Raw genomic sequence first — 24,866 nt, forward strand, 5'->3', positions numbered from 1 at the left:
CGGACGCGTCCGGGGACGGCGGCTGAGCGGCGGGCGGCGTGAGCAGCTCGGTCAGCACCCGCGCGGCGGCGTCCGCCGCGTGATCCGCCGCTTCCCGCGCCCGCGCGGAGACCGCCGCCACCCCCGTCCCGCTCGGGATCTCCACCCGGTCGGCGGTCAGCAGTCCGTCAAAGAGCTCCGCCATTCCCCGCGCGGCCCCCGGCTGGAACCTCCGCAGCCCCAGGCAACCGAGCAGCAGCGCCGCGCACAGGATAATCTGGACGATCACCGTGAAGAGATAGGGGTCCCTCTCCCGCCGCCTGCGCATCCCCGCGCGCGGCGGATACCGGCGTATCCTCTGGTCGATCATGATGCCATCCCGCTCCTTTGCTGTCCTTCTAAGACAAGTTTATGCGGGCGGGCGCAAAAAAATGAGCGGTTTGTCCACCGGACAAACCGCTCACGCTTTACTGCTGTTTCGATTGGATGTATGCGTCGATCGACTGGGCGGCCGTCTTGCCCGCACCCATCGCGAGGATGACCGTGGCCGCGCCCGTCACCGCGTCGCCGCCCGCGAACACGCCCGGCTTAGTCGTCGCGCCGCGTTCGTCCGCCACGAGGCAGCCTTTTTTATTGGCCTCCAGCCCGGTGGTCGTCGACCGGATGAGCGGGTTGGGGCTCGTGCCGATCGCCATGATCACCGTGTCCACGTCGATCGTGAAGTTGCTCCCCTGCTTTTCAATCGGACGGCGGCGGCCCGACGCGTCCGGCTCGCCCAGCTCCATCTCGACGCACTCGATCGCCCTCACGCGGCCGTTTTCGTCCCCGAGGATCTGCACGGGATTCCGGAGGAGCTGGAAGAGGATCCCCTCCTCCTTGGCGTGGTGGACCTCCTCGGCGCGCGCCGGGAGCTCGACCTCGCTGCGGCGGTAGACGATATACACCTCTTCCGCGCCCATCCGCTTGGCGCAGCGGGCCGCGTCCATCGCCACGTTGCCGCCGCCCACGACGGCGACCCTGCGGCTCCTGGCGATCGGGGTGTCGTACCCCTCGCGGTAGGCCTTCATAAGGTTGATGCGGGTGAGGTACTCGTTGGCGGAATAGACCCCCAGCAGGTTTTCGCCGGGGATGTTCATAAAGCTCGGGAGCCCCGCGCCAGAACCGATAAAGACCGCCTCGTAGCCCTGCTCGAAGAGCTCGTCGACCGAGTCGACCTTGCCGATGACCATATCGGGCTTCATCTCCACGCCGAGCTTTTCAAGCGCGCCCACCTCGCGGGCGACGATCTCCTTGGGGAGGCGGAACTGCGGGATGCCGTAGACGAGCACGCCGCCCGCCGTCTGGAGCGCCTCGAAGACGGTGACCTCATATCCCATCCTGGCGAGGTCGCCCGCGCAGGTGAGGCCCGCCGGACCGGCGCCGACCACCGCGACCCGGTGCCCGTTGGAGGCGGGGCGGGTAAGCTCCTCCGAGCCGTTTTCCATCCACCAGTCGGCCACGAACCGCTCGAGGCGGCCGATGCCCACCGGTTCCCCCTTGATGCCGCGCACGCACTTGCCCTCGCACTGGTTCTCCTGCGGACACACCCGCCCGCAGACGGCGGGCAGTGAATTGGTCAGGGCGATCTCCCGGTAAGCGCCGGCAAAATCCCCCTCCGCCACCCTCGCGATGAACTCCGGAATCCGTACGTTGACCGGGCAGCCCGTAACGCACGGCCGGTTTTTGCAATGGAGGCAGCGCTTCGCCTCGTCCACCGCCATCTCGGCGGTATAGCCGAGCGCGACCTCTTCAAAGTTCTTGTTGCGCACGTCGGGGGCCTGCTCCGGCATGGGGTTCTTCTTTAAGGACATGTTAGGCATGGCGTTTCCCTCCCGTCAGGCGGCAGATGTGCGCCGGGTCCTCCCGGTCGGCCATCTCGCGCTCCTTGTAAAAGCTGTTGCGTTTCATCAGCTCGTCGAAATCGACCTCGTGGCCGTCGAAGTCCGGGCCGTCCACGCAGGCGAATTTCGTCTGGCCGCCGACCCTGACGCGGCAGCCGCCGCACATGCCGGTACCGTCGACCATGATCGGGTTGAGGGAGACGAGCGTCCTGATGCCGTAGGGCTTCGTCGTGGCGGCGACGAACTTCATCATGATCACCGGCCCGATCGCGATGACCAGGTCGTACGGGTTCCCCGCCTTGATGAGCTCCTCGAGCTTCTGGGTGACGAGCCCCTTTTCGCCGTAGCTGCCGTCGTCGGTCATGAGGTAGAGATGGTCGGTGACCGCCTTCATCTCCTCCTCGAGGATGACGATCTCCTTCGAGCGGAAGCCCGCGATCATATCCACCTCCAGCCCCGCCGCGTGCAGCGCCTTGGCCTGCGGATAGGCAATCGCGGTGCCCACGCCGCCGCCGATCACGCACACCCGTTTGACCTCCGGCCCCACGTGGGTCGGCTGGCCGAGCGGCCCGACGAAGTCGAGCAGGCTGTCGCCCTCCCCGAGGGTGTTCAGCAGCTTGGTGGACGCGCCGACGATCTGGAAGATGATCGTCACGGTGCCCTTTTCGCGGTCATAGTCCGCGATGGTCAACGGCACCCGCTCCCCCCGCTCGTCGACGCGGAAGATGATGAACTGGCCCGCCTTCGCCTTTTTGGCGATGTGCGGGGCCTCGATCTCCATCAGCGTCACCGTGTCGTTCAGCGCCCGCTTCTTGACAATCTTGTACATACGCTCACTCCTATTTCAGGCCGCGCGCCAACGCACAGCACATTTTGAAAGAGTTAATTTTTTATCAAATCTCCCAGAAAATAATAATTTTTTATCACTCGTTCTATTATACCAGCATCCGCCCGCCCATGCAACAGAAAAAACATAACAAACCTTCGCAAAATGCACGCGAAGGTTTGTTATATCTGTGCATGCTCATTTTTTGACGGTGATCTTGAACTTCTTGACGACCTTACTCTTGTCGTAGGGCTCGCCCACGAGGTAGGCGGTGCCCGCCTTGAGGCCCTCCACCTTGACGACGTTCTCGTCGTCGGTGTTATAGAGCTCGAGGATGTCGCGGTCGGTCACCGACCACTTGATGCCGGGGTCCTCCGCGTTGGCGGGCGACACCGTGCCGGTGTAGACCGAGCGCCCGTCCCCCACGCAGAGGGTCGACGGCCCGTCGATCGAGATCGCCTCGACCTTGCCCCCCTTCTTGGGCGCGGTACTGCTCGTGTCCTTGCCGGTCTGCTTATATTTTCCGGTGCCCACCACGATGTCGATCGAGCCGCGCACCCCGCTGCCGTCCCGCGCGATGGCGGTGACGGTGGCGGTGCCGTCCCGCAGGCCCTCCACCTTGCAGGAGGAGGACGTGAGGTTGGAGAGCTCGACGATGTCGTCATCATCGGTCACCCACTTGACCCGGTCGTCGTCCGCGTCGGAGGGCGACACCCGCACCGAAAGCGTCGTGCGGGTGCCCACCTCGATCTCCTCCTCGTCCGCCTCGACGACGATCTTCGTCACGTCGCCGCCGTCTCCGCCGCTTCCCCCGCCGACATAGACGGTGCAGCGCGCCTCGTCGTCGTCGGTGTAGGCGGTGATGCGGGTTTTGCCCTCCCCCTTGGCGACCACCTTGCCGGAGGAATTGACCGTCGCGACCGACTTGTCGTCCGTCTCCCATGAGACGTCCGCACCGCCCGCGCCGCTCACCTTGAGCGGGAAGGTGTCGCCCACCTCGAGGTCGAGCTCCGTCTCGTTGAGGCGGAGGTCCCCGCCGTCCTCGTCCTCATCGTCATCCTCGTCCTCATCGTCGCCGCCGGAGGAATAGCTCCCCGAGCTGGTGCCGCCGAGGTAGGCGCTGATGCCGTTGGCGATCGCCTCGGCCATGCGGCTCTGATATTTCGAGTTGATCAGCTTGGTATATTCCCCCTCGTTGGACATGAAGCCCAGCTCGGCGAGCACGCAGGCGAACTGGCTCTCGCGGGTCATGTAGTAGAGCCCCGCCTTGGCGCCGCGGTTGTCCGAGCCGAGCGCCTTGGAGACGTTGGCGGAGATGTTCGCCGCAAGCTGCTTGGAGAAGGGATAGAAGTAGTAGACCTCGGTGCCGGTCGCCTTGACGTTGGGGGCGGAGTTGCTGTGGACGCTGACGAGCACCTGCGCGTTGAAGGCGCGGGCCGCCGCCATGCGGGTGGCCATCGTCGAGCCGGGCTCGGCCATCAGCACCGTCGCGCCCTGGCTCTTGAGGTCGCTGACGAGCTTTTTGGCCACCGCGAGGTTGATGTCCGCCTCGTCCTTGCCGGGGTAGAAGCCGAGGTTGCCCGGGTCGTTGCCGCCGTGCCCGGGGTCGACCACGATCCGCGCCCCCGAGAGGGAGCCGGGGGAATTGTTGAAGCGCAAAATGAGGCTGTTGCCCTCGTAGTACGCCTTGTAGCCGAGGAAGCCGCCCGCCTTCTTGAGGGTGAGGTTGAGGTTTGAGCCCTCCCATTTGGCCGACTTGAAGAGCGCGTTGGACTTGATCGAGTCGGAGTCGGGGGTGCGGGCGGTGTAGTCGAACTTGAAGATGATCTGCGAGCCGTCGTAGGCGACCTTGTAGGGCACCTTCTGGTCCATCTCCAGCGAGACGCTCGTGTAGGCGCCCGACGATTTGACCGACATGCCGCTGATGACGTTCTGGTCGGGCATCGAGCCGCCCGACGCCTTGATGTCGTCCGAATAGACGCGCACGCCCGATTCGAGCTTCCAGTAGGTCTTGGTGACGCTGCCGTTCTTGTAGACGATCTCGTCCCCGTAGGTCTTGTCCACCGTGCCCTTGGGGATCGGGAAATAGCCCGAATTGGAGTTGTCGTTGAGGGTATTGATGGGGAAGGTCTCCGCCTGGTCGGCGACGACGTAGACGACCGACCCCTCGCCCATGACCGCCCGCTTGTTGACGGTGACGAGCGCGCCCTCCACCGACTGGGTCTCCCCCTGCGCGGTGGCGGTAAAGGTGATGTTGCCCATCGTCGTGGCGGAGGCGGAGGCGCTCGGCGCGGTGAACACGCCGGTAAAGAGCTTGTAGCCCGAGAGGGAGTCGGCCTCGTCCGTCTCGTCCTCCGTCTGGATGAGGGTGATCGTCTGCCCGCCGACGCTGGCGCTCACCTTGGCGTCCTCGTAGGCGAGCGCAGAGACGGTGACCTCCATGCCGCCGTCGACCGACATCTTGCCGGTCGGGGTGACCTCCTTGATGACCTGCACCTGCCGCGTGATGCTGTAGGTGAGGGTCTTGCCCTTGTGCACAAAGGTGAAGGTGTTGAGCCCGGGCGTCAGGTCCTCGCGGATGGCGAAGTAGCCGCTCTCGTTGGTGGGGATCGTCTCCCCGTTCATCGTGACCTCCGCCTGCGGGTCGGACGCGCCCTGGAAGGTGACCGACTGCTCCTTGGTCGTGAAAGTCATCTGCTGGGGGGTGGTGATGGCGAGCTGGGTGAGCACCCACTGCTCGTTGATCTCGTTGTTGAGGTACTGCACGAGGGTGGTCGTGCTGTTGCCGGGATTGGCGGAGAGCGCCGCCAGGGAGTTGAACGCGTTGCCCGACACGCCGCCCAGCTCCTGCAGGTCGATCACCTGCTTGGTGAGCTGCTCGTAGACCGTCCAGCCAATCGACTGGGTGCCCACCCGGTCGGCCGCGTGCATCATGTAGAGGGTCGTGTCGGCCCCGCGCGCCACCTGCTTCCACCACTCGGCCACGACGCCGAACCGCGCCGTCTCCTCGTTGGTGGAGCCGTAGTTTTTGACCATCACGAAGTCGAAGAGCCCGCTCTCGACCATCGCTTTCGTGTCCGCGTTGCCGTAGCCGAGCGCGGTCCGCTCCGCCTTGGTGTCGGTGCCGCCGGGGTTTTCCGCGGCGTTCTCCCACACGGCGTCCGCCAGCAGCCCCACCTGGGTGCCGGGCGCGCGCTCCCGCACGGCGGAGGCCGCCGCGCTCACGAGCGCCGACGGCACCTGCCGCAGGTAATTCTGATAGCCAGCGCCGCCGCCGTTTTCGAGGTACTGGGCGTAGCTTTGCCCGTCGGCGGGGTTTTCGTACCCGTCGAGCAGGATGCCGTCCAGCTTGTACGTTTCCGCGAAGGAACCGATATTTTCTCGCACGCTGTCGAGCGTCCTCCCGTCCGCGTTGGCGGCGCGCAGGTATTTGCCGTCGTCGCCCGCGAGGCCGGACACGTCGTAGGTCGCGTAGACGTAGAAGCCCATCTCGCGGGCCTTGTCCGCGAGATAGCCGGTCACGTCGATTTCAAGCGGCGCCGCCTCGAGCGTGTCGCTCGTAAAGAGGACGGCGTCGCGGTACTTCGTGTCGATGATGATCGAATTCATCGTCAGCTCCTGCGCGGCCGCGAGCGCCCGGTCGAGCTGGCCGCCCAGCTCCGCCGCCGAGAGCGGCGCGTCGGTCGTCAGGTAGTCGGTCCCCGCCGAGATCATCACCGCCCGCAGCTCGTCCGGGACGTTGAAGTAGACCGGCTCGGGCTCGGGCTCCTCCTCCGGTTCCTCTTCGGGCCCGGAGGACTCCTCCGGACTGTCCGCGTCCCGCGGCTCTTCCCCGTCGGAGGACTCCGATTCCCCGTCGGCGGGGGCCATGACGGCGGCGTCCGACCCGGAGGACCCGTCCGGTCCCTCCCCGATCAAATCCCCGCCGATAAACGCCAAAGCCCCCATCAGCAGCGTCATCAGGATGAACGCCGCCGACAGGGCGAGTGCGAGTTTTTTGCGGTTGGGGCCGTTTCTTGGCAAGCTGGTTTCCTCCCCGCGCGGACCGCCCCGGCGGGGCCTGTCCGGATACCGTATGGGGCGGGTCCGAGAACCCGCCCCGCGTCAACGGCTGTCAGAAAATCTTTTTGAGGTTCCGTTCCTCCGCCTGCATCTGCCTGCCCGGCGAAACGAAGAGGGATTCATAGCTGTAGAAGGCCACGCCGCCGTAATGCTTCGCGTCCCGCGCGGTCGTCACCATCCGGGCGAGCAGGTCGGTGGTCCCGAGCCACTCGTCGCGGCCCGCGCCCGCCCACGTGTCCTCGGTGCCGATCTTGTAGGCCCCGATGCCCACATAGAGCTTGATGCCGTCCACCTTGATCATGTCCGCCCATTTCCTCACCGTCTCGGCGTAGGGGCAGGTCGCGTTGTCGTAGCCGTAGTAGACCTGCGGGCAGATGTAGTCGACATAGCCGGGGTTGGAGAGCCAGACGGACGCGTCCGCGAACTGGCTCTCATAGTTGGTCTTGACGTTGCCCTGCGGGCTGATGCCGAAGAGGCAGGCGGGCTTCAATTCCTTGATCGCCGCGTAGACCTCCCGGACAAGGATATCCACGTTTTCCCGCCGCCAGTCGGCCTGGGAGAGGTTCGAGCCCGAGGCGCGGTAGGTCGCGCTGTCGAAGGCAAAATCGGTCGTCGGATAGAAGTAGTCGTCAAAGTGGACGCCGTCCACATCATAGTTCCGCACGATCTCCCGCACGCCGTTCACAATGAGCTTGCGCGCGGCGGGGCTGCCGGGGTTGTAGTAGACGCCGCCGTTCCATTCGAGCGCCGCGTCGCTGCCCTGGCTGAGCCAGATTTTCGCCTGGTTGTCGCTCGACATCGGCTGGTCGCCGATCCGCACGCGGTAGGGGTTGAGCCACGCCTCGATGCGCAGCCCCTCTTCGTCCGCCAGCGCGCACATGATTTCCAGCGGGTCGTAGCCGGGGTCCTGCCCCTCGGTGCCCGTCAGGTAGCGGGACCAGGGGAAAAAGTCGGACGCGTAGAGCGCGTCACCGAACGGCCGCACCTGCACGAACACGGTGTTGAAGCCGAAGTCGGCCGCCTTCTTGAAGGCCGCGCCGACGTTGGCGGTGAACTGCGCCTTCGTCTTGCCCTTCACCATCGGCTCGAGCGTCAGGTAGGACATCCATACGGCGCGCACCTCCCCCTGCGGGGCGGAGGAGATCTTCTGCCCCTCCCGCGGGGCGTTCGCCGCCAGCAGCCCGGCGCCGAGGAGGATGTTTTCGTCGCTGCCCGGCGCTTCCACGCCGTACACGCTTGTCGTTTCCGTCCTGCTCAGGGTGACCGCCTGCGCGGCGTCCCCCCGGCCTCCCGCGATGTCATCGCCGGCAGCCCGGCTTCCGCAGCCGGCCATGCCAACCAGCAGAAATACCGACAGTATAACGCTTAACGTCTTTTTCATGCTGATTTTCCTTTCCACACGATAACTCAACATAATTTTACACGTTTTGCCCAATTCGGTCAAGTGTCCCGGGCAAATATCTGTCTTTTCCGGTTGACTTTTTCAACATTTAGTATACACTGGTACCAACGGTTCCCGGAGGTGACAGAGATGTTCTTTCTAGGTATATTCGGCGCAAACAGCAAAGTAGTACCCGTCGGACAGGTTTCCGCGGCGGCCTGTCCCGCCTGCGGGGAAACGGCGTCCCTCAGCGTCTGCCGCCGCTACAGCTACGTCCACTTCTTTTTCATCCCGCTCGTCAAATACGATTCGGTCTATCTGGCTACCTGCCCCCGCTGCGCGAGCGTCTTCGAGCTCGACCCCGCGCTCGGTCGGCGCCTCGCGCACGGCGGGGAAATCACGGTGCCGCCGGGCGGGCTGCGCCTGCTGCGCAATAACGTCCTCCCCCGCTGCCCCGCCTGCGGCGCGCTGCAGCAGAAGGACAGCCTCTACTGCAATCGGTGCGGCGCAAAGCTCTGATTCCTGCATCCCGGAAAAAATTCCCGGCGTTTTATACCAAAAAATTTAAAAAGGCAGCCGCTATGCGGCTGCCTTTTTGGTTTCAGTGCTTGCGCGGGGAACGTCCGGCGGGCTTTTGCTGCTTCTGCGGCTGCTGACGCACCGGCTTCGGCTTCGCGGCGCGCTGCTCGCGCGGCGGGCGCTGGGGGCGCGGCTGCTTGGGCGGCGCCTCGAACACCTCCATCGGGTAGGGGTGGTCCTCCACCACGGGGATCTTTTTGCCGATCAGCTTCTCAATCTCCTTGAGCTCGTCCATCTCCTCGATGCTGCAAAAGGAGATCGCCGTCCCCGACAGCCCCGCGCGCGCCGTGCGCCCGATGCGGTGCACATACGTCTCGGGGATGTTGGGCAGGTCGTAGTTGATGACGTGGGAGAGCTCGTCGATGTCGATGCCGCGCGCGGCGATGTCGGTCGCCACGAGCACGCGGATCTCCCCCGCCTTGAAGGCGCTCAGCGCCCGCTGGCGGGCGTTCTGGCTCTTGTTGCCGTGAATCGCCTGCGCCTCGACGCCCGCCTTGTCCAGCTCCCGGGCCACCCGGTCGGCGCCATGCTTGGTAAAGGTGAACACGAGCGCCGAAACGATGCCCGGGTCCTTGAGCAGGTGCACGAGCAGACGGCGCTTGTTGGGCTTATCCACAAAATAGAGCCGCTGGTCGATCACCTCGACGGGGGAGGAGACGGGATCCACCGCCACCTTGACCGGGTCGGTGAGGATGCGGTCGCACAGGCGCATGATGCTCTCGGGCATCGTCGCGGAGAAAAAGAGGGTCTGCCGCTTCTGCGGCACCCGGGCGATGATCTTCTCCACATCGTGGATGAAGCCCATGTCGAGCATCCGGTCGGCCTCGTCGAGCACCAGCGTCTCGACGCGCGAGAGGTCGATATACCCCTGCCCGATCAGGTCGTTGAGCCTGCCGGGAGTGGCGACGAGAATGTCGACGCCGCGTCGAAGCTCGTCCACCTGCGGGTTCTGGGAGACGCCCCCGAAGATGACGGCGGTGCGCAGGCGCAGGTAGTGGCCGTAGGCCTTAAAGCTGTCGGAAATCTGGAGCGCGAGCTCCCTGGTCGGGGTGAGCACGAGCGCGCGGATGACGCGCGGCGCGCCCGGCTGGGGCTTCCGGGCGGAGAGCCGCTGCAAAATCGGCATGGCGAAGGCGGCGGTCTTGCCGGTGCCGGTCTGGGCGCAGCCGAGCACGTCGCGGCCCTCGAGCGCGGGGGGGATCGCCTTTTGCTGGATGGGGGACGGGGCGGTGTAGCCCTCGTCGGCCGCGGCGCGCAGGATGGGCGGTATCAATTTCAGTTGATCAAATTTCATAAGTTGTGCAGATTCCTTTTGTTCAATTCACATTCACTGTGTAAGCTGTAAGTATACCATACTCCCGTCCGGATTGCCAGTAAAAATTCCCCATGCTCATACGGACAGGCGCGCGGGGCATAGATATGCAGAAGAAAACGCTTTGGGAAGTGACGCAATGAAGGCAATCAACAGGGCGATCCTGCCGCTGGCCCTCGCGCTGGCGGTGGCGTTGGGCGGGATCGCCGTACGGGGCGTCCGGGCGGTGTCCGCGAACGCGCCGGCGGAACCGGACGGGATCGAACTGCCGATCGTGATGTACCACCACGTGCTCAAGGAACAGGCGCGGCTCAACAAATACACCATCTCCCCCGACGAGTTCCGGTCGGACATGGAATACCTGAAGACGGAAGGCTATACCCCGATCGTGATCGCCGACCTGCTCGCCTATGTGGAGGAGGGCGCGCCGCTGCCCGAACGCCCGGTCATGATCACCTTCGACGACGGGTACGAGAGCTTCCACGAATACGTCTTCCCCATCCTGCAGGAGTATGACTTCAAGGCCGTCTATTCCATTGTGGGCAGGTACGCCGACCAGTATTCCGCGGTGGACGACCATCACATCCGCTATTCCCACTCGACGTGGAACGAGCTGCGCGAGATGCGGGACAGCGGTCTCGTGGAGATCCAGAACCACTCCTATAACCTGCACGAGAACCAGAACGGCCGCCACGGCTCGATGCGCAAATCGGGCGAGGGGCTGGCGGCCTACCAGATGATGCTGGAGGAGGACCTCGGCAAGCTCCAGGACGAATGCGAGGCGTTCCTCGACTGGACGCCCACCTGCTTCACCTACCCGTTCGGGCAGATCAGCAAGGAGGCGCTGCCGGTGATCCAGGGGATGGGCTTTTCGGCGGCGCTGACCTGCGAGGAGAAGCTCAACTACATCACGGGCGATCCGGAACAGCTCTACCATCTGCGGCGGTTCAACCGTCCGCACGGCACGTCGTTCCAGACGATCCTCGAGCGCGCCCGCAAGTAATCAAAGTTTTTGCCCGCCTTTTCTAAAAGTTTTCGCCCGCCTTTTTCAAAAGGCGGCGGGTGAGAAAAACCCCGGCGTTTTGAAAAAACGCCGGGATTTTTCGAGGGCGGAGCCCTGAGCCCGGGCCCGCAGGCCCTGCTTCAAGCGTATTTTGGGGGTTCGGGGGCCTTTTACAAGAAAAAAGGCCCCCGGGAAGAGGAGAGGGCGCCCCCCCCGCGGCCACCCCGCCGCCTTTGAAAAGGCGGGCGAAACTTTTTATTTATGATATTTCGCGTTCGCGTTGATCGAGAAGGCGCGGTAAAGCTGCTCGAGCAGCAGCACCCGCGCGAGCTGGTGCGGGAAGGTCATCGGTGACATCGACAGCCGCAGCGAGGCGGCGTCCTTCACCGCGTCGGAGAGCCCGTGGGAACCGCCGATCACAAATGCGAGGCTCCCCGCGCCCGACGCGGCCGCCAGCGCGAGGTAGTCCGCCAGCCCCTCGGAGGAGAGCGTCTTCCCCTCGATGCACATCGCCACCACCCGCGCGCCCTTTGGGATCTTCTCAAGGATGCGCTCCCCCTCCTTCTCCACGCAGACGCGAATCTGCGCGGGCGAGGGGTTCTCCCCCAGCCTGTATTCGTCGACCTCCACGACCGACGCCCGGCTCCACAGCCTCAGCCGCTTTACATATTCCGCGCAGCCGTCGCGCATCCACGCCTCCTTGAGCCTGCCGACCGCGATCACCTGCACCGCGATCACAGCACCACCATCTCGGACGGGCCCGACCGCGACGCGACCGTCAGCGTGAAGTCGATCCCCTCCCGCATCCCGCCCGCCGTCAGCGCGCAGTAGGACGCCTGGTAGGCGTTTTCGGGGGTGTTGCTGTTCTGCGAAAGATGCCCCAGCACAAAGCGGGTGCTCCCCGTGCGGACCAGCTCGATCAGCTCCTGCGCGCAGACTTCGTTCGAGAGATGCCCCGTGTTGGAGGCGATCCGCCGCTTCAGATAGTAGGGGTAGTCGCACGCGCTGAGCATCCCCGGCTCATAGTTTGATTCGAGCATCACGAGGTCGCAGCCCCGCAGCATCTGCGCGACGCTGTCGCTTATGTATCCCATGTCGGTGGCGACCGCCAGCCGCCGCCCGTCGGGCGTCTCCACCCGGTAACCGACGCTGTGCGCGCTGTCGTGCGGCGTGTCGAAGCTGTCGATTACGAGCGAACCGACCGTCATCCGCTCGCCCGCCGCCACCGGATGCGCCTCCTGCCCCGGGACAAGCACCCCGTCCCACCGCAGCCGCTCGAGCACCTCGGGCGTGGCGTAGAGGGGCACGCCCAGCTTTTTGAGGAGCACCCGCAGGCCGCTCACATGGTCGGTGTGCTCGTGGGTGACGAGCACCGCGCCGATCGAGCGCGGCTCGATGCCGCGGGACTCCATCGCAGCCAGCAGTTGCTTGCAGGAGCGCCCCGCGTCGACGAGCACCGCCGAGTCGGAGGCGGCGATATAGGTGCTGTTCCCGCTGGAACCGGAGAACAGCGTGCAAAACCGGGCCATAGGCATCCTCCCGAAACGAATTTGGATAAGGAAAACGGCCGGCTCAAAAAACAGCCGGCCGGAAGTCAGAGCGCAGCCTTGAGCTCTCCGTCGGGGAGCACGACCTTGCGGATATCGGCGCCGAGCGCCTCGAGCTTTTCCACGATATTTTCGTAGCCCCGCTCGATGTGCTCGATGTCCTCGATCTCGGTGACCCCGTGGGCCGCCATCGCGGCAATCAGCACCGCCGCGCCCGCGCGCAGGTCGACCGCGCGCACCGGGGCGGCCGTCAGCCGGGGCACGCCCTCGACGACCGCGACCTTGCCGTCCACCTGGATCTGCGCGCCCATCCGGCGCAGCTCGTCGACATAGCGGAAGCGGTTGTCCCACACGCCCTCGGTCACGATGCTCGTCCCGTTCGCCATCGAGAGCAGCGCGGTCATCTGCGGCTGCATGTCGGTCGGGAAGCCGGGATGGGGCATCGTCTTGAGGTTGACCTTGGAGAGCTCCCCCTCGCGCGTCACGCGGATCGAGTCGTCGTATTCGGTGACCTCCGCGCCCGCCTTCTCGAGCTTTTCGGTAATCGCCTCGAGGTGCTTGGGGATGACGTTTTTGACGAGCACGTCCCCGCCGGTCGCCGCGGCGGCGACCATATAGGTGCCCGCCTCGATCTGATCGGGGATGATCGAATAGGTGGTCCCGTGCAGGATGTCCACCCCGTGGATTTTGATGACGTCGGTGCCCGCGCCGCGGATGTCCGCGCCCATCGAGTTGAGGAAGTTGGCCAGGTCGACGATGTGGGGCTCCTTGGCGCAGTTTTCGAGGATGGTGATCCCCTTGGCCTTGACCGACGCGAGCATGACGTTGATCGTCGCGCCGACCGACACCACATCGAAATAGATGTGCGCGCCGAGCAGCATGTCCGCTTTCGCATTGATCATGCCGCTGTCGATCGAGACGGTCGCGCCGAGCGCCTCGAACCCCTTCATGTGCTGGTCGATCGGGCGGACCCCGAAATTACACCCGCCCGGCATCGAGACGCTCGCCCGGTTGCAGCGGGAGAGCAGGGTGCCCAGCAGGTAGTAGGAGGCGCGCATATACCGCGCCAGCTCGTAGGGGACGACCGGCTCGGTGATGTAGGTGGTGTCCACCTCGACGGTGGTGCGGTCGAGCATCCGCACCGACGCGCCGAGCGCGCGCAGGATCTTGAAGAGCATCGTGATGTCGCTGATGTTGGGGATATTTTCAATGACGCATTTGCCCTGCGCCAGGATCGTCGCCGGAATGATCGCAACGGCCGCGTTCTTCGCGCCGCTGATGGTGACCTCGCCGCAAAGCCGGGTGTCGCCCTGCACAATAAACTTTTCCATCTTGACCGCCTTCTCCGCGCGCGCCAAACATTTTTTCAAAGCCGCGCCCCGGCTTCACGCGCGTCCGGCCGGGGCGAAGAGGAATCCCTGTCAAAAGGTTGTCCGCCGCGCCGAAGCGCGCGGCAAACAGATGCGCGGCAAAGGCGCATTTCAATACATATAGTATATCACCGCATCCCACAAAATAAAAGAGGAATTTTTGTGATGATTCTTAAAATCCGGCTCGATTTTTGCCGGAACATGGCAAAAACGCGCCCCGTGCGCTGGAAAGCGCGCGGGGCGCGTGCGTCCGCGGGAAATTTAACCATAGAGGTAGGGGGCCGCGTCGACCGGCGTACCGTTGACGCGGATCTCGAAGTGCAGGTGCGGTCCGTAGGCGTTGCCGGTCGCGCCGATGGCGGCGATCGTCTCGCCCTGGGAGACCTGCTCCCCGGCGGAGACGTAGAGCGCGCTGCAATGCGCGTAGAGGGACTGCATTCCGCCGCCGTGGTCGATAACGACGCAGTAGCCGTAGAGCCCGCGCCAGCCGGACGCGACGACGGTGCCGTCGGCCGAGGCGAGGACGGGGCTGCCGTAGCAGCCGCTCCAAGAGATGTCGGAGCCCGTGTGGCCCCAGTACCCGAGGAAGCCCGGGTTGATCGAGCCGGCGATCGTCGGCCACTGGAAGGCGCCGGAGGCCACCCTGCCGCTCGAATCCTTGGGGATGACCTTGAGCGGGCGGTTGCCGCCCACGACGACGATCTGGTTGACCGGCTCCTTGACGATGGTGGTGTTGAGGATGTTGCGGTCGGTCTCGACGCCGTCGGTCATGACGATCTCGGCGGTCACTTCGCGCACGCCCTTTTCGCCCTGCTGGACGATCTGGTAGTAGCCGATGTCGTGGTCGGGGTCGGTGCGCTGGGTGATCTCGTATTCGAGCTCCTCCTCATACCGGATCGTCTCGGTCACCTTGACGCCCAGGTAGGGCACCGAGTTTGCGATCAGCAGCTCGTCGCCCGGGAAAAGGCTTACGTCGACGCCCGGGTTCATCGCCTTGAGCTCGTCGAGCGTGATGCCGTTTTTGGCCGCGATCTTCAACGGGTCGTCGCCGCTGACCACCGTGTAGATCTTCTTGCCGCGCTCCTCCTTGTCGAGCAGCGAGCGGATCTCCCCGAGCGAACGGATCGAGCCGTTCGGGCCGGAGGGATAGAGACCCTGCTTGACCTCCACCTTCTTCACGAACTGGATGCTCGTGCTCTCCTCCATGTCGGAGGTTCGGTAACGCTCCTTCATCTCATAGAGCAGGTCGAGCAGCCCGTCCCCGTCGGTGACGGCGCCGATGTAGGTCCCGTCGATATAAAGCCCCGTCGCCTCTTCGACCGCGAAGCCGTCGGGATTGTTCTCGCTCCGGCTCACCGCACGGATCAGGCGGTTGGTCAGCTCGTCCGCGTCGAGCAGCTGGCTCGGGTCGGCCGTGTGCACGAACCGCCCCATGAACCTGCTGAACGGGTCGCGGGTGACGGGCGTCAGCTCAAAGCGCGGACGGATCGTCTTGGCCTGCTCCTCCGCCTCTTCGGCGGCCTGCTCGGCCTCCTGGACCTCGTCGGTGTCCTCCTCCTCGGCGGTCGGGTCGGCGACGAGCACGTCGCCGAGGATCATGCGTTCCTTCATGTCCTTCTCCGCCTCGGTGAACACCGTCTCGTTGGAGACGTAGCCGATGTCGACGCCGTTGTATTCGACGTGCAACGCGAGCTGGAAGCCGGCGAAATAGCGGACGGTGAAGTAGAGCAGCACGCACGCCGCGATGGGCGCGGCATAGTTGAGCAGCGTCCGGAAGATCCGCCACAGCCGCTTCAGCCAGAACCCGGCTGCGTTCAGGACGACGTTGGCGACGTTGCGGGAGGTGCCGTAGCGCCGCGCGTTGTTGACCGCCTTGGAAAATCCCCGGCACTGCTCGCGCAGCTCGGTCAGCGGCGAGACGAGGTCCCGCCAATAGCCGCGCAGACGGACGCGCAGACGGTTGAAGTACTTGCGGCGGCGGGCGGCGGCCTCCTCCTCCATCCGGTGGAAGCCGTGCGCCACATGCCGCCGTTTGGCGCGGGTCGTGCGCAGCAGCTGGATGCCCACAAAATAGCAGTAGGCGTAAAAGGCGTTTGCCGCCCTGAACCAGAGGCGCTTGACCGACCGGACGAAGGGACTCTCCGCCCTTTGGGCGGGCGGCGGCTCCGCGCCGTCCTCCGTTCCGGAGGCGGCCTCCCCGGCGGGAGGGGCCGGTTCCCCGGCGGGCGCGGCGAGCTCCTCGAGCTCACCGGAGGGGGCCGCTTCCTCCGGTTCCGCTTCCGTCAGTTCGCCGAGCGGGGAATCGTCCGGCTCCGGTACGGAATCGTCCGGAATCTTGTCGTATGGCGCCAAGCAGGCCACCTCCTTCCCGTGGATTCGCCGGGCCCCGGCGCGTCTTGCGCGAAGGCCGCACTTCACAGCGCCCCCGTGAAAAACACGGGGACCGGAAGCATGTCGTAGGGTAATATTGTACTATAAATCCGCGTTTTAGGCAAGTATCTGCCGGAAACGCGTGCTACCTGTATAGTTAACACGATTTATGTGGCGGTAGTTTCGACAGTCTGTGAATATTCTGTGTACGGCCGGAAATCTCAGGAAACCCGTCCGCCGCCCAAAGCCTCGGCGTGATTCCCCGCGCGGGAAGCCGGCCGACGCCGGACGGCAAAAAAGCAGCCGCTCACGCGGCTGCTTTTTCATGCGGTTCTGTCTGTTCAGTTGGCCTTGGAGTCGACCTCGGCCTTCGCCTTTTCGAGGAACGCCTCGAGAGACATCGTGGTCGTCTTGCCGTCGCGGCGGTCGCGCACCGCGACCTCGCCCGCCTCGGCCTCCTTGCCGCCGAGCACGAGCATATAGGGGATCTTCTGGAGCTGCGCCTCGCGGATGCGGTAGCCGACCTTCTCGTTGCGGCTGTCCGTCTCGACGCGCAGTCCCGCGGCGGTGAGCGCGTCGGACACCTTTTTCGCGTAGGGGATGTGCTCGTCGGTCACGGGCAGGACCTTGACCTGCACCGGCGCGAGCCAGAGCGGGAACGCGCCCGCGTAGTGCTCGGTGAGGATGCCGATGAACCGTTCGATGCTGCCGAGCGCGGTGCGGTGGAGCATGACCGGGCGGTGCTTCTCGCCGTCCTTGCCGGTATAGGTGAGGTCAAACCGCTCGGGCATCTGGAAGTCGAGCTGGATGGTGCCGCACTGCCAGGTGCGCCCGATGCAGTCGCGCAGGTGGAAGTCGATCTTCGGGCCGTAGAAGGCGCCGTCCCCCTCGTTGACCGAGTAGGGCTTGCCGTTCTTCTCCAGCGCGTTCCGGAGCGCCTCCGTCGCCATGTTCCACTGCTCCTCGGTGCCCATCGAGTCCTCCGGACGGGTGGACAGCTCGAGGAAGTATTCAAACCCGAACACCTTATAGATGCTGTCGATCAGGTCCATGACGCCGAGGACCTCCTCCTCGATCTGCTCGGGGGTCATATAGATGTGGGCGTCGTCCTGGGTGAAGCAGCGCACCCGCATGAGCCCGTGCAGCGCGCCGGACAGCTCGTGGCGGTGCACGATGCCCAGCTCGGCCATCCGCTCGGGCAGGTCGCGGTAGGAGTGGAGCTTGCGCTTGTAGACGAGCATGCCGCCCGGGCAGTTCATCGGCTTGATCGCGAAGTCGCGGTCGTCGATCTTGGTGGTGTACATGTTGTCCTTGTAATGGTCCCAGTGGCCCGAACGGTGCCACAGCTCCTCCGAGAGGATCAGCGGGGTGCGGATCTCCTCATAGCCGCGCTGGCGGTGCAGCTCGCGCCAGAAGCTCTCCAGCGTGTTGCGCAGCACCATGCCCTTGGGGAAGAAGAAGGGGAAGCCGGGGCCCTCCTCGTAGATGTCGAAGAGGTCGAGCTCGCGGCCGAGCTTGCGGTGGTCGCGGCGCTTGGCCTCCTCGAGCATGTTGAGGTAGCTTTCCAGCTCGCTCGCCTTGGGGAAGGCGATGCCGTAGACGCGGCAGAGCATCCGGTTGTTGCTGTCGCCATGCCAATAGGCGCCGGTGCTCTGCACGAGCTTGATCGCCTTGAGGGGCGCGACGCTCATCAGATGCGGGCCGGCGCACAGGTCGGTGAAGTCGCCCTGCTTATAAAAGCTGATCTTCTCCCCCGCGCCCGAGTGCTTGTCAATGAGCTCGAGCTTGTAGGGCTGGTCCTTCATGAGCTCCTTCGCGTCGGCGGGGTCGAGCTCGAACCGCTCGAGCTCCTCCCCCGTCTTGACGATCGCCGTCATCTCCTTTTCGATCTTGGCGAGGTCCTCGGGGGTGAAGGGCTTCTCGACGTCGAAATCGTAGTAGAAGCCGTTTTCGACAGCGGGTCCGATCGTGTATTTCGTGTCGGGGTATAGATGCATGACCGCCTGCGCCAGCACGTGGGAGGCGGTGTGCCAGAAGGCATGCTTGCCCTCCGGGTCGTCGAAGGTGAGGATCGCGAGGGTGCAGTCCTCCGTGAGCGGGGTGCGCAGGTCGACGGCCTTCCCGTCGACCCTGGCCGCGCAGGCCGCCTTATAGAGGCCCGCGCCGAGGCTCTTTGCCACTTCCGCGGCGGTCGTGCCGGATTCAAACTCCTTGACGACGCCGCCTTTCAACGTTACGTTTATCATATTCCTGCTTCCTTTCTATCCGAGGTTATTTTACGCAATAAAAAAAGCCCTCATCCCCAAAAGACGGGATGAAGGCTCTGCTCCACGGTTCCACCCGAATTGCGCAAAAAATCGCGCCGCTCGACGATCGGTAACGGGATCGGCCGGCGTGCTCGTCGCACGCGCTCGGGGGGCGGTCGTCCATTCGCGGCGCGTGAAGCGGCTTTCAGCTTAAACCGCTTCTCTCTGTGGCGCGCCCTTGCGCCGGGACGTTCCCCGTCAACGCTGTTGGGGATGTTCTGCTTTACAGATTATCTTAGCACGCCGCCGCGCGGCTGTCAACCGTTCTTTCGCAATGGAACGGATTTACTTGGCGAGCGGGAGGTTTTCGACGATTTCGCGGGTGTTTTTGCTGCGCAGGTCGACCTCGTCGACCCAGCCGTAGAGGGTGTCCACCTGCCACGCGACCTTCTTCACGTCGCGGCGGATTTCCTTGACGTCGTCCTCCATGCGGTCGATGCGGGCGCCGACCGTCCCGACCTCCGCCTCCACGCCGCCGACGCGCGCGTCGAGGTTGCCGAGCTGGGTCCGGACGCCGCTGAGGCGCGTCTCCACAAGGTCCATCCGCGTCTCCACGCCGTCGAGCCGCAGGTCCATCCGGTCGAGGCGCGTCTCCACATTTCCCAGACGCGATTCCATGCCGCCAAGGCGCGTCTCCACGTTGCCGAGGCGCGACTCCACCTTGCCGAGCTGCGTCCCGATGGGGGACAGCTTGTCATCCATCATCCGCCCGATCGCCTGCAAAAGCTCCCGTTCGTCCATTCCGCACACCTCACAATGGAGATATTATAGCACAGGCGGCGCGCCCGTCGCAAGCTGGCAGATTGCACACATTTTCTCTCCGCTCCTACTTTCTACTACTTTATCCGATTTCCCCACCGCCGCAGGATTTTGTGATATGATCTTTGGGAGGTGGGCTGTCAAATACCAACAAATACCCTGTATTTACAAGCTCTCCGCTTGTCTACAAGCTGCGTATGCCGTGATATGATAAATGTAGCGCACCAAATGTGCGGTTCCATTCGCTGTTCCCCGCTTGGGGAACACGATAAAATAAAAGGCAAGATAACGTTTACCATAAACCAAAAATTTCTCATCTATGCTCTGTTGGGCTTTTATCCTAAAATGAAGGTGTCAAAAAAAAGGGAGGAGGCGTTTTCCATGCCGTTTACACCCCGGCAGACAAAGGGCAGGGAAAAGTCCTTCTACAAGACCCTTTATCTGTCGGAACAGCTGATCCGGGAGGTCGAGCGGATCGCCTCGGAATATGACACGAGCTTCAATAATGTCGTCGTCAGCATGATCGAATACAGCTTGCAGAACGAGGGGACGAACCCCGGAATGGAGGAACAGCATGAACGCACGCAGGCCGCTCATCAATGAAATCTACCGCTCCTGCTATGAAGAGAGCGTCAAGGAACCGGACGAGCTCTTCCAGCTCCGCCAATCCCGCATCGAGCTCGAGCGCCTTCTCCGTGCCCGCCTCGAAAGCGGCGGCGACGAGAGCCGGGACCTTCTCGACCAGCTTCTCGAATGCACCACCCGCATTGAGTCCTATACCTGCGAACTGTACTTCCGCGAGGGCTACTCCTACACCTTAAAGTTCCTCGCGCAGGGCCTCTGCTGAACCGGGGCGGCCGCCGTTTTGGCGGCCGCCCGCTTTTTTTGTCCGAATTGCCCTCTAAAAGTTCACAATTTCGCAATAATTCTTGACAATCCTATGACATCCATATAAAATAGTAATGTCATGCAGTATGTTTTATGGTATCATCGCACGGAAGGTTTTGGCGTTTTTTCCCCGCTTTCCCGCGCTGTGCCAATAAAAATATTCTATCCGCGCACGGCTTTCCGCGCGCGGATTGCGGACATTGAAAATGGAATAAAGGAGGTCAGTGTTCCCCATGAGCACAATCGGATTCATTCCGTTTGTCGTCAGTGTGATTGGTGCTTTTTTAGTTGGCGCGGTAATCGCATTTTTCCTGGGTATTGCATACCGCAAAAAGGCCGCGGAAGCGGCGCTCGGTTCCGCCGAGGAGGAAGCGAAACGGCTGATCAGCGACGCAATCAAAGCGTCGGAAACAAAAAAGAAAGAAGCCATCATTGAGGCGAAGGACGAAATTTACAAGCTCAAGCAGGACAATGAAAAGGAAATGAAGGAACGCCGCTCGGAGGTTTCCCGCCTCGAACGGCGCATCCAGCAGAAAGAGGAGTCGGTCGACAAAAAGCTCGACAACCTCGAAAAGAAGGAAGAAACCCTTCAGTCAAAACTCAAGGAGGCGGACACCAAGCTCCAGGAGGCCGAGCAGGTCAAGACCCACCAGTTCGACATGCTCGAAAAGATCTCCGGCTTCACCGCCGACCAGGCTAAGAATTATCTGCTCGCCAACCTCGAAGGCGAGCTGACCCACGAAAAGGCCCTCAAGATTTCCCAGTATGAGAGCCAGCTCAAGGACGAGTCCGACCAGAAGGCGCGCGAGATCATCGCCGCCGCCATCGGACGCTGCGCGGCCGACTATGTGGCGGAGATCACCGTCTCGGTCGTCCCGCTGCCCAGCGACGAAATGAAGGGCCGCATCATCGGGCGCGAGGGGCGCAACATCCGCACCCTCGAAACCCTCACCGGCGTCGACCTCATCATCGACGACACCCCCGAGGCGATCACCCTTTCGAGCCACGACGCCGTCAAGCGCGAAACCGCGCGCGTCGCGCTCGAGCGGCTCATCCAGGACGGCCGCATCCATCCCGCCCGCATCGAGGAGACGGTCGACAAGGCCCGCCGCGAGATCGAGGGCAAGATCAAGCAGGACGGCGAACGTGCCGTTATGGAGTGCGGCGTGCACGGCATGCATCCCGAGCTGGTCAAGCTGCTCGGCCGCATGCGTTACCGTTCGAGCTACGGCCAGAACGTACTTAGCCATTCGATCGAGGTCTCCCAGCTTGCCGGCATGATGGCCGCGGAGCTCGGCGCCGACGAGGCGCAGGCGCGCCGCGCGGGCCTCATCCACGACATCGGCAAGTCGATGACCCACGAGATCGAGGGTTCCCACGTGCAGATCGGCGTCGACCTCGCCCGCAAGTACAAGGAGAGCCCCGATATCATCCACGCGATCGAAGCGCACCACAACGACGTGGAGCCCCGGACGATCGTGGCCTGCCTGGTCCAGGCGGCCGACGCGATCTCCGCCGCCCGCCCCGGCGCCCGCAGGGAGAACCTCGAGAACTACATCAAGCGTCTTGAAAAGCTCGAGGAGATCGCCAATTCCTTCGACGGCGTCGAGAAGTGCTACGCCATTCAGGCCGGCCGCGAGGTGCGCATCATGCTCAAGCCCGACGTCGTCTCGGACGACCAGATGACCATCGTCGCGCGCGAGATCGTCAAGAAGATCGAAAGCGAGCTCGACTACCCCGGGCAGATCAAGGTCAACTGCATCCGCGAGAGCCGCGCGATCGAATACGCAAAATAAGCCTTTACGCCAAAGGGCGCCGGAAATTCCGGCGCCCTTTTTCCGTACGTCCTATCTCGGGCCCTTCCATTTGACCGGCCTGCCCGCCGCCGCTTCAAAAAACGCGCGGAATTCCTCCGGATCCCCCCGCGTGAAGCCGTCCCGGTCCAGCACGTAGGCCTGCTGCTTCGCGATGTAGAGGTAGTAGCCCTCCCGCGTCTCAAACGCCTTGACGAACTGGCTGTAGTAGATTTCCCCCGCGCTCTGGTCGGTCTCCCACGCCATGCGGTCGCCGTAGAAGGCCATCCGGGTCTCCAGCATGCCGGAGACCCGGTTTTTGCGGGCGGAGCGCACCGACAGGGCGGTGACCCACTCGGGCGCGAAAAGAAAGAGCAGGCCCAGCAGGGCGGCTTCGACCAGCCGGAAGGCCGCCCCGCCGCCTCCGGTTGCGAGGACCTCCGCCAGCGTCATCAGGAAAGCCAGCAGGGCGACGGCGCCGACGATCCGAAAGCATAAAAACAGATGCGTCAGGTATTTGTGGTGGAACCGGATCAGCTGCCGGTACATCCGGTCGTCCTGTTTCATCCGCGCCGCAAAACGCGCGGATTCCGCCGTGTGTTCCATTTTGCCGCCTCCTTTTCCCCCATTTTAGCACGCCCGGCGGCTCAAAGCAATCCGGCGAGGTTTTGGGCGAGCGTGCCGAGCTGGAAGACCGCGAGCGCGGCGGCATAGGCGACGGCGGTCTGCAGGAGGGCCGCCGCGAGCGCGCGCCAGGTGGAATGGAGCTCGCGGCGCATCGTCGCGAGCGCCGACACGCAGGGGGCGTAAAGCGCGCAGAAGACGAGGAAGGCCGCGGCGGAGAGGGGGGAAAACCGCGCGGCGAGCGCCCCCGCGAGAGGCCCCTCCCCCGCGAGCGACACCCCCAGCGTCGAGACGACCGCCTCCTTGGAGACCAGCCCGGCGAGCAGCGCGACCGCCGCCTCCCGGAAGCCGAAGCCGAGCGGCGAAAAGAGGGGCGCGAGCGCGCCGCCCGCCCGCGCGAAGAGGCTGGCGGCGGGGTCCGCCGTGAGGCGGAGTCCCCCGTCCACATGCTGGAGCAGCCAGATGAGCACGCTCATCGCAAAGATGAGGGTCCCCGCCTTGCGCAGGAAGTCGCCGCACTTTTCCCCGGTGTTGCGCAGGACGTTTCGCAGCGAGGGGGCGCGGTAGGGCGGGAACTCCATGAGGAAGGGGGCCTCCCGCCCCCGGAAGGGGCCTTTGCGCAAAAACCAGCCGACCGCCGCCATCGCCGCGATCCCCGCAAGGTAGAGCGCCGCGACCGCCAGTCCCTGCCGCCGCGGGAAGAAGACCCCGGCGAAGAGGGCGTAGATCGGGAAGCGCGCGCTGCAGGGGAGGTAGGGGGTCAGCAGGATGGTCAGCCGCCGGTCCCGCTCGCCCCCCAGCGTGCGGGCGGCCATGACCGCCGGCGTGGTGCAGCCGAAGCCCATCAGCATGGGGATGAAGGATTTGCCCGTGAGCCCCAGCCGCCGCAGGGGCAGGTCCATCAGAAAGGCCGCGCGGGAGAGGTAGCCGCATTCCTCGAGCAGCGTGAGGCAGAGGAAGATGAGCGCCACCTGCGGCAGAAAGGTGAGGACGCTGCCCACCCCGCCGAGCACGCCGCCCACCAGCAGGTCGGAGACGGGCGGCGACACGCCGAGCGCGGGAAGCCATCCGGAAAGGCCCGCCGAAAGCCCGGCGAGCAGCCGTTCCATCCAGCCTTTGAGCGCGAGCCCCGGCCCTCCGAAGCAGACGCCGAACATCCCGGCCATCGCGGCCAGGAAGATCGGGAAGGCCAGCTTCCGGTGCAGGACCGCCCCGTCGATCCGGTCGGTGAGGGTCCCGCCCGCGGGCCGGGGCGGCGTTTTCACCGCCTCCCGCAGAATGCGTTCGATCAGCCGGTAGCGCGCCCCCGCGATGAGCGCGGCCGCGTCCACCCCCGTCTCCCGCTCGAGCGACGCGCGGATGCGCCGCAGCTCCCACCTCTGCCGGGCGGTGAGGCGCAGGCGGTCCTTGAACGCGTCCGGGTCCTCCAGCAGCCCGGCGGCATAGAACCGCAGCCGGCCCGGTTCCCGCACCGCCCCTTCGACGGCGCGCGCCGCCTCCGCGATCGCGCCGTCGAGCGGTTCCCCGTACCGGGGCGGCGGCGGGATGCGCGCGCGGCCCAGCGCCGCGGCCGCCAGCTCCTCCACGCGCTCCCCTTTCCTCGCCGCGACGGGCACCACCGGCACCCCCAGCAGCTTTTCCATCCGGGCGGCGTCCACGCCGCCGCCCGCCGCCCGCACCTCGTCCATCATTCCCACGGCGACCGCCATCGGGGTCCCCAGCTCGCAGAGCTGCAGCGTCAGGTAGAGCCCCCGCTCGAGCGAGGTGCCGTCCAAAATGTTGACCGCCGCGTCCGCCTGCCCGCCGAGCAGGAACTCCCGCGCGACCCGCTCCTCCAGCGTATACGCCGCGAGCGAATAGATGCCCGGCAGGTCGACGAGCACCGCCCGCTCCCCCGCCGCTTCGATCCTTCCCTCCCGGCGTTCGACCGTCACCCCCGCCCAGTTGCCCACGTGCTGGCTCTGCCCCGTGAGCCGGTTGAACAGGGTCGTCTTGCCGCAGTTGGGATTGCCCGCCAGCGCCACCGTCCGCATTGCCCGTTCCTCCCCGCGTCCCCGATTCGGGTTTGTCCCCTGCCACCAGCATATGACGCGGCGGGAATTTTTAGCCCTCGCCGCCGGAGGGCGCGGCGGAAGGGGCGGGGACGCGGCGGGATCGGCCGTCCCACGGGACGGCACGCCCCCGGGG

At 64.6% G+C, this 24,866-nt stretch carries 19 protein-coding genes; 5 read left to right on the forward strand and 14 right to left on the reverse strand.

Annotation, left to right across the window (positions count from 1 at the left end):
• The 5 genes from NE609_RS13035 to NE609_RS13055 form a co-directional block, all read right to left on the reverse strand.
• On the reverse strand, window positions 1-349 hold a 349-nt coding region (locus NE609_RS13035), incomplete at its 3' end, for a hypothetical protein (protein ID WP_256152740.1).
• A gap of 97 nt (window positions 350-446) precedes the next feature.
• Window positions 447-1,838, reverse strand: coding sequence for an NADPH-dependent glutamate synthase (gene gltA / locus NE609_RS13040; protein ID WP_256152741.1), 1,392 nt, complete (start codon window positions 1,836-1,838; stop codon window positions 447-449).
• Complete coding sequence (locus NE609_RS13045; RefSeq protein WP_256152742.1) at window positions 1,831-2,688, reverse strand: sulfide/dihydroorotate dehydrogenase-like FAD/NAD-binding protein; 858 nt, start codon at window positions 2,686-2,688, stop codon at window positions 1,831-1,833. Before NE609_RS13045 ends, gltA begins: the two co-directional genes overlap by 8 nt.
• Window positions 2,689-2,883: 195 nt before the next feature.
• Window positions 2,884-6,708 carry an N-acetylmuramoyl-L-alanine amidase gene (locus NE609_RS13050; protein ID WP_256152743.1) on the reverse strand — a complete coding sequence of 1,275 codons (3,825 nt, stop codon included), beginning with the start codon at window positions 6,706-6,708 and terminating at the stop codon, window positions 2,884-2,886.
• Window positions 6,709-6,799: 91 nt separating this feature from the next.
• The gene (locus NE609_RS13055) at window positions 6,800-8,128 is read right to left on the reverse strand and encodes a family 10 glycosylhydrolase (protein ID WP_256152744.1); all 1,329 of its coding nucleotides are present in this window, start codon (window positions 8,126-8,128) and stop codon (window positions 6,800-6,802) included.
• A gap of 150 nt (window positions 8,129-8,278) precedes the next feature.
• Here NE609_RS13055 and NE609_RS13060 point away from each other — a divergent pair, with 150 nt between their 5' ends.
• Complete coding sequence (locus tag NE609_RS13060; RefSeq protein WP_256152745.1) at window positions 8,279-8,647, forward strand: zinc ribbon domain-containing protein; 369 nt, start codon at window positions 8,279-8,281, stop codon at window positions 8,645-8,647.
• Between the two features lie 82 nt (window positions 8,648-8,729).
• Here the strand turns inward: NE609_RS13060 and NE609_RS13065 are convergent, their stop codons facing one another.
• On the reverse strand, window positions 8,730-10,001 hold the full coding sequence (locus NE609_RS13065; RefSeq protein WP_101549707.1) for a DEAD/DEAH box helicase: 1,272 nt from the start codon (window positions 9,999-10,001) through the stop codon (window positions 8,730-8,732).
• Between the two features lie 157 nt (window positions 10,002-10,158).
• Here NE609_RS13065 and NE609_RS13070 point away from each other — a divergent pair, with 157 nt between their 5' ends.
• A complete protein-coding gene (locus tag NE609_RS13070) occupies window positions 10,159-11,022 on the forward strand; it encodes a polysaccharide deacetylase family protein (protein ID WP_256152746.1) in 864 nt (287 codons plus the stop codon).
• A gap of 255 nt (window positions 11,023-11,277) precedes the next feature.
• Here NE609_RS13070 and rlmH read toward each other — a convergent pair whose 3' ends face one another.
• From rlmH to NE609_RS13100, 6 genes are all read right to left on the reverse strand, one after another.
• Window positions 11,278-11,760: a 23S rRNA (pseudouridine(1915)-N(3))-methyltransferase RlmH gene (gene rlmH / locus NE609_RS13075; protein WP_256152747.1), complete on the reverse strand. Its 483-nt coding sequence runs from the start codon at window positions 11,758-11,760 to the stop codon at window positions 11,278-11,280.
• Window positions 11,757-12,551 carry an MBL fold metallo-hydrolase gene (locus NE609_RS13080; RefSeq protein ID WP_121586986.1) on the reverse strand — a complete coding sequence of 265 codons (795 nt, stop codon included), beginning with the start codon at window positions 12,549-12,551 and terminating at the stop codon, window positions 11,757-11,759. Before NE609_RS13080 ends, rlmH begins: the two co-directional genes overlap by 4 nt.
• A 65-nt stretch (window positions 12,552-12,616) precedes the next feature.
• Window positions 12,617-13,900, reverse strand: coding sequence for a UDP-N-acetylglucosamine 1-carboxyvinyltransferase (locus tag NE609_RS13085; RefSeq protein WP_121587015.1), 1,284 nt, complete (start codon window positions 13,898-13,900; stop codon window positions 12,617-12,619).
• A 300-nt stretch (window positions 13,901-14,200) separates the two neighbouring features.
• Complete coding sequence (locus tag NE609_RS13090; RefSeq protein ID WP_256152748.1) at window positions 14,201-16,291, reverse strand: M23 family metallopeptidase; 2,091 nt, start codon at window positions 16,289-16,291, stop codon at window positions 14,201-14,203.
• A 359-nt stretch (window positions 16,292-16,650) separates the two neighbouring features.
• Entirely contained in the window at window positions 16,651-18,555 is a 1,905-nt protein-coding gene (gene thrS, locus NE609_RS13095; RefSeq protein ID WP_121586984.1) for a threonine--tRNA ligase, read from the reverse strand.
• Window positions 18,556-18,900: 345 nt separating this feature from the next.
• Window positions 18,901-19,356, reverse strand: coding sequence for a hypothetical protein (locus NE609_RS13100; RefSeq protein ID WP_101549694.1), 456 nt, complete (start codon window positions 19,354-19,356; stop codon window positions 18,901-18,903).
• A 399-nt stretch (window positions 19,357-19,755) separates the two neighbouring features.
• Here NE609_RS13100 and NE609_RS13105 point away from each other — a divergent pair, with 399 nt between their 5' ends.
• The 3 genes from NE609_RS13105 (at window position 19,756) to rny (ending at window position 22,058) form a co-directional block, all read left to right on the forward strand.
• A complete protein-coding gene (locus NE609_RS13105; protein ID WP_101549692.1) occupies window positions 19,756-19,977 on the forward strand; it encodes a hypothetical protein in 222 nt (73 codons plus the stop codon).
• Window positions 19,949-20,221, forward strand: a complete 273-nt coding sequence (locus NE609_RS13110) for a hypothetical protein (protein ID WP_101549690.1) — start codon at window positions 19,949-19,951, stop codon at window positions 20,219-20,221. The genes NE609_RS13105 and NE609_RS13110 overlap by 29 nt, the downstream gene beginning before the upstream one ends.
• Before the next feature lie 274 nt (window positions 20,222-20,495).
• Window positions 20,496-22,058, forward strand: a complete 1,563-nt coding sequence (gene rny / locus NE609_RS13115; protein ID WP_101549688.1) for a ribonuclease Y — start codon at window positions 20,496-20,498, stop codon at window positions 22,056-22,058.
• A gap of 51 nt (window positions 22,059-22,109) precedes the next feature.
• Here the strand turns inward: rny and NE609_RS13120 are convergent, their stop codons facing one another.
• The gene (locus NE609_RS13120) at window positions 22,110-22,661 is read right to left on the reverse strand and encodes a YcxB family protein (protein WP_256152749.1); all 552 of its coding nucleotides are present in this window, start codon (window positions 22,659-22,661) and stop codon (window positions 22,110-22,112) included.
• Window positions 22,662-22,702: 41 nt separating this feature from the next.
• Window positions 22,703-24,712 carry a ferrous iron transport protein B gene (gene feoB, locus NE609_RS13125; protein ID WP_256152750.1) on the reverse strand — a complete coding sequence of 670 codons (2,010 nt, stop codon included), beginning with the start codon at window positions 24,710-24,712 and terminating at the stop codon, window positions 22,703-22,705.
• Between the last annotated feature and the right edge of the window lie 154 nt (window positions 24,713-24,866).

It is taken from the genome of Anaerotruncus sp. DFI.9.16, assembly GCF_024461615.1.
Taxonomy (GTDB): Bacteria; Bacillota; Clostridia; order Oscillospirales; family Ruminococcaceae; genus Anaerotruncus; species Anaerotruncus massiliensis.

Excerpts from the sequence above, each read along its gene's own strand:
- NE609_RS13070 (WP_256152746.1), top strand. The coding sequence starts at position 10,159 with ATGAAGGCAATCAACAGGGCGATCCTGCCGCTGGCCCTCGCGCTGGCG.
- gltA (WP_256152741.1), bottom strand. The coding sequence starts at position 1,838 with ATGCCTAACATGTCCTTAAAGAAGAACCCCATGCCGGAGCAGGCCCCC.
- thrS (WP_121586984.1), bottom strand. The coding sequence starts at position 18,555 with ATGATAAACGTAACGTTGAAAGGCGGCGTCGTCAAGGAGTTTGAATCC.
- NE609_RS13080 (WP_121586986.1), bottom strand. The coding sequence starts at position 12,551 with ATGGCCCGGTTTTGCACGCTGTTCTCCGGTTCCAGCGGGAACAGCACC.
- NE609_RS13065 (WP_101549707.1), bottom strand. The coding sequence starts at position 10,001 with ATGAAATTTGATCAACTGAAATTGATACCGCCCATCCTGCGCGCCGCG.
- rny (WP_101549688.1), top strand. The coding sequence starts at position 20,496 with ATGAGCACAATCGGATTCATTCCGTTTGTCGTCAGTGTGATTGGTGCT.
- feoB (WP_256152750.1), bottom strand. The coding sequence starts at position 24,712 with ATGCGGACGGTGGCGCTGGCGGGCAATCCCAACTGCGGCAAGACGACC.
- NE609_RS13105 (WP_101549692.1), top strand. The coding sequence starts at position 19,756 with ATGCCGTTTACACCCCGGCAGACAAAGGGCAGGGAAAAGTCCTTCTAC.
- NE609_RS13085 (WP_121587015.1), bottom strand. The coding sequence starts at position 13,900 with ATGGAAAAGTTTATTGTGCAGGGCGACACCCGGCTTTGCGGCGAGGTC.
- NE609_RS13110 (WP_101549690.1), top strand. The coding sequence starts at position 19,949 with ATGAACGCACGCAGGCCGCTCATCAATGAAATCTACCGCTCCTGCTAT.
- NE609_RS13045 (WP_256152742.1), bottom strand. The coding sequence starts at position 2,688 with ATGTACAAGATTGTCAAGAAGCGGGCGCTGAACGACACGGTGACGCTG.
- NE609_RS13100 (WP_101549694.1), bottom strand. The coding sequence starts at position 19,356 with ATGGACGAACGGGAGCTTTTGCAGGCGATCGGGCGGATGATGGATGAC.
- NE609_RS13055 (WP_256152744.1), bottom strand. The coding sequence starts at position 8,128 with ATGAAAAAGACGTTAAGCGTTATACTGTCGGTATTTCTGCTGGTTGGC.
- NE609_RS13120 (WP_256152749.1), bottom strand. The coding sequence starts at position 22,661 with ATGGAACACACGGCGGAATCCGCGCGTTTTGCGGCGCGGATGAAACAG.
- NE609_RS13060 (WP_256152745.1), top strand. The coding sequence starts at position 8,279 with ATGTTCTTTCTAGGTATATTCGGCGCAAACAGCAAAGTAGTACCCGTC.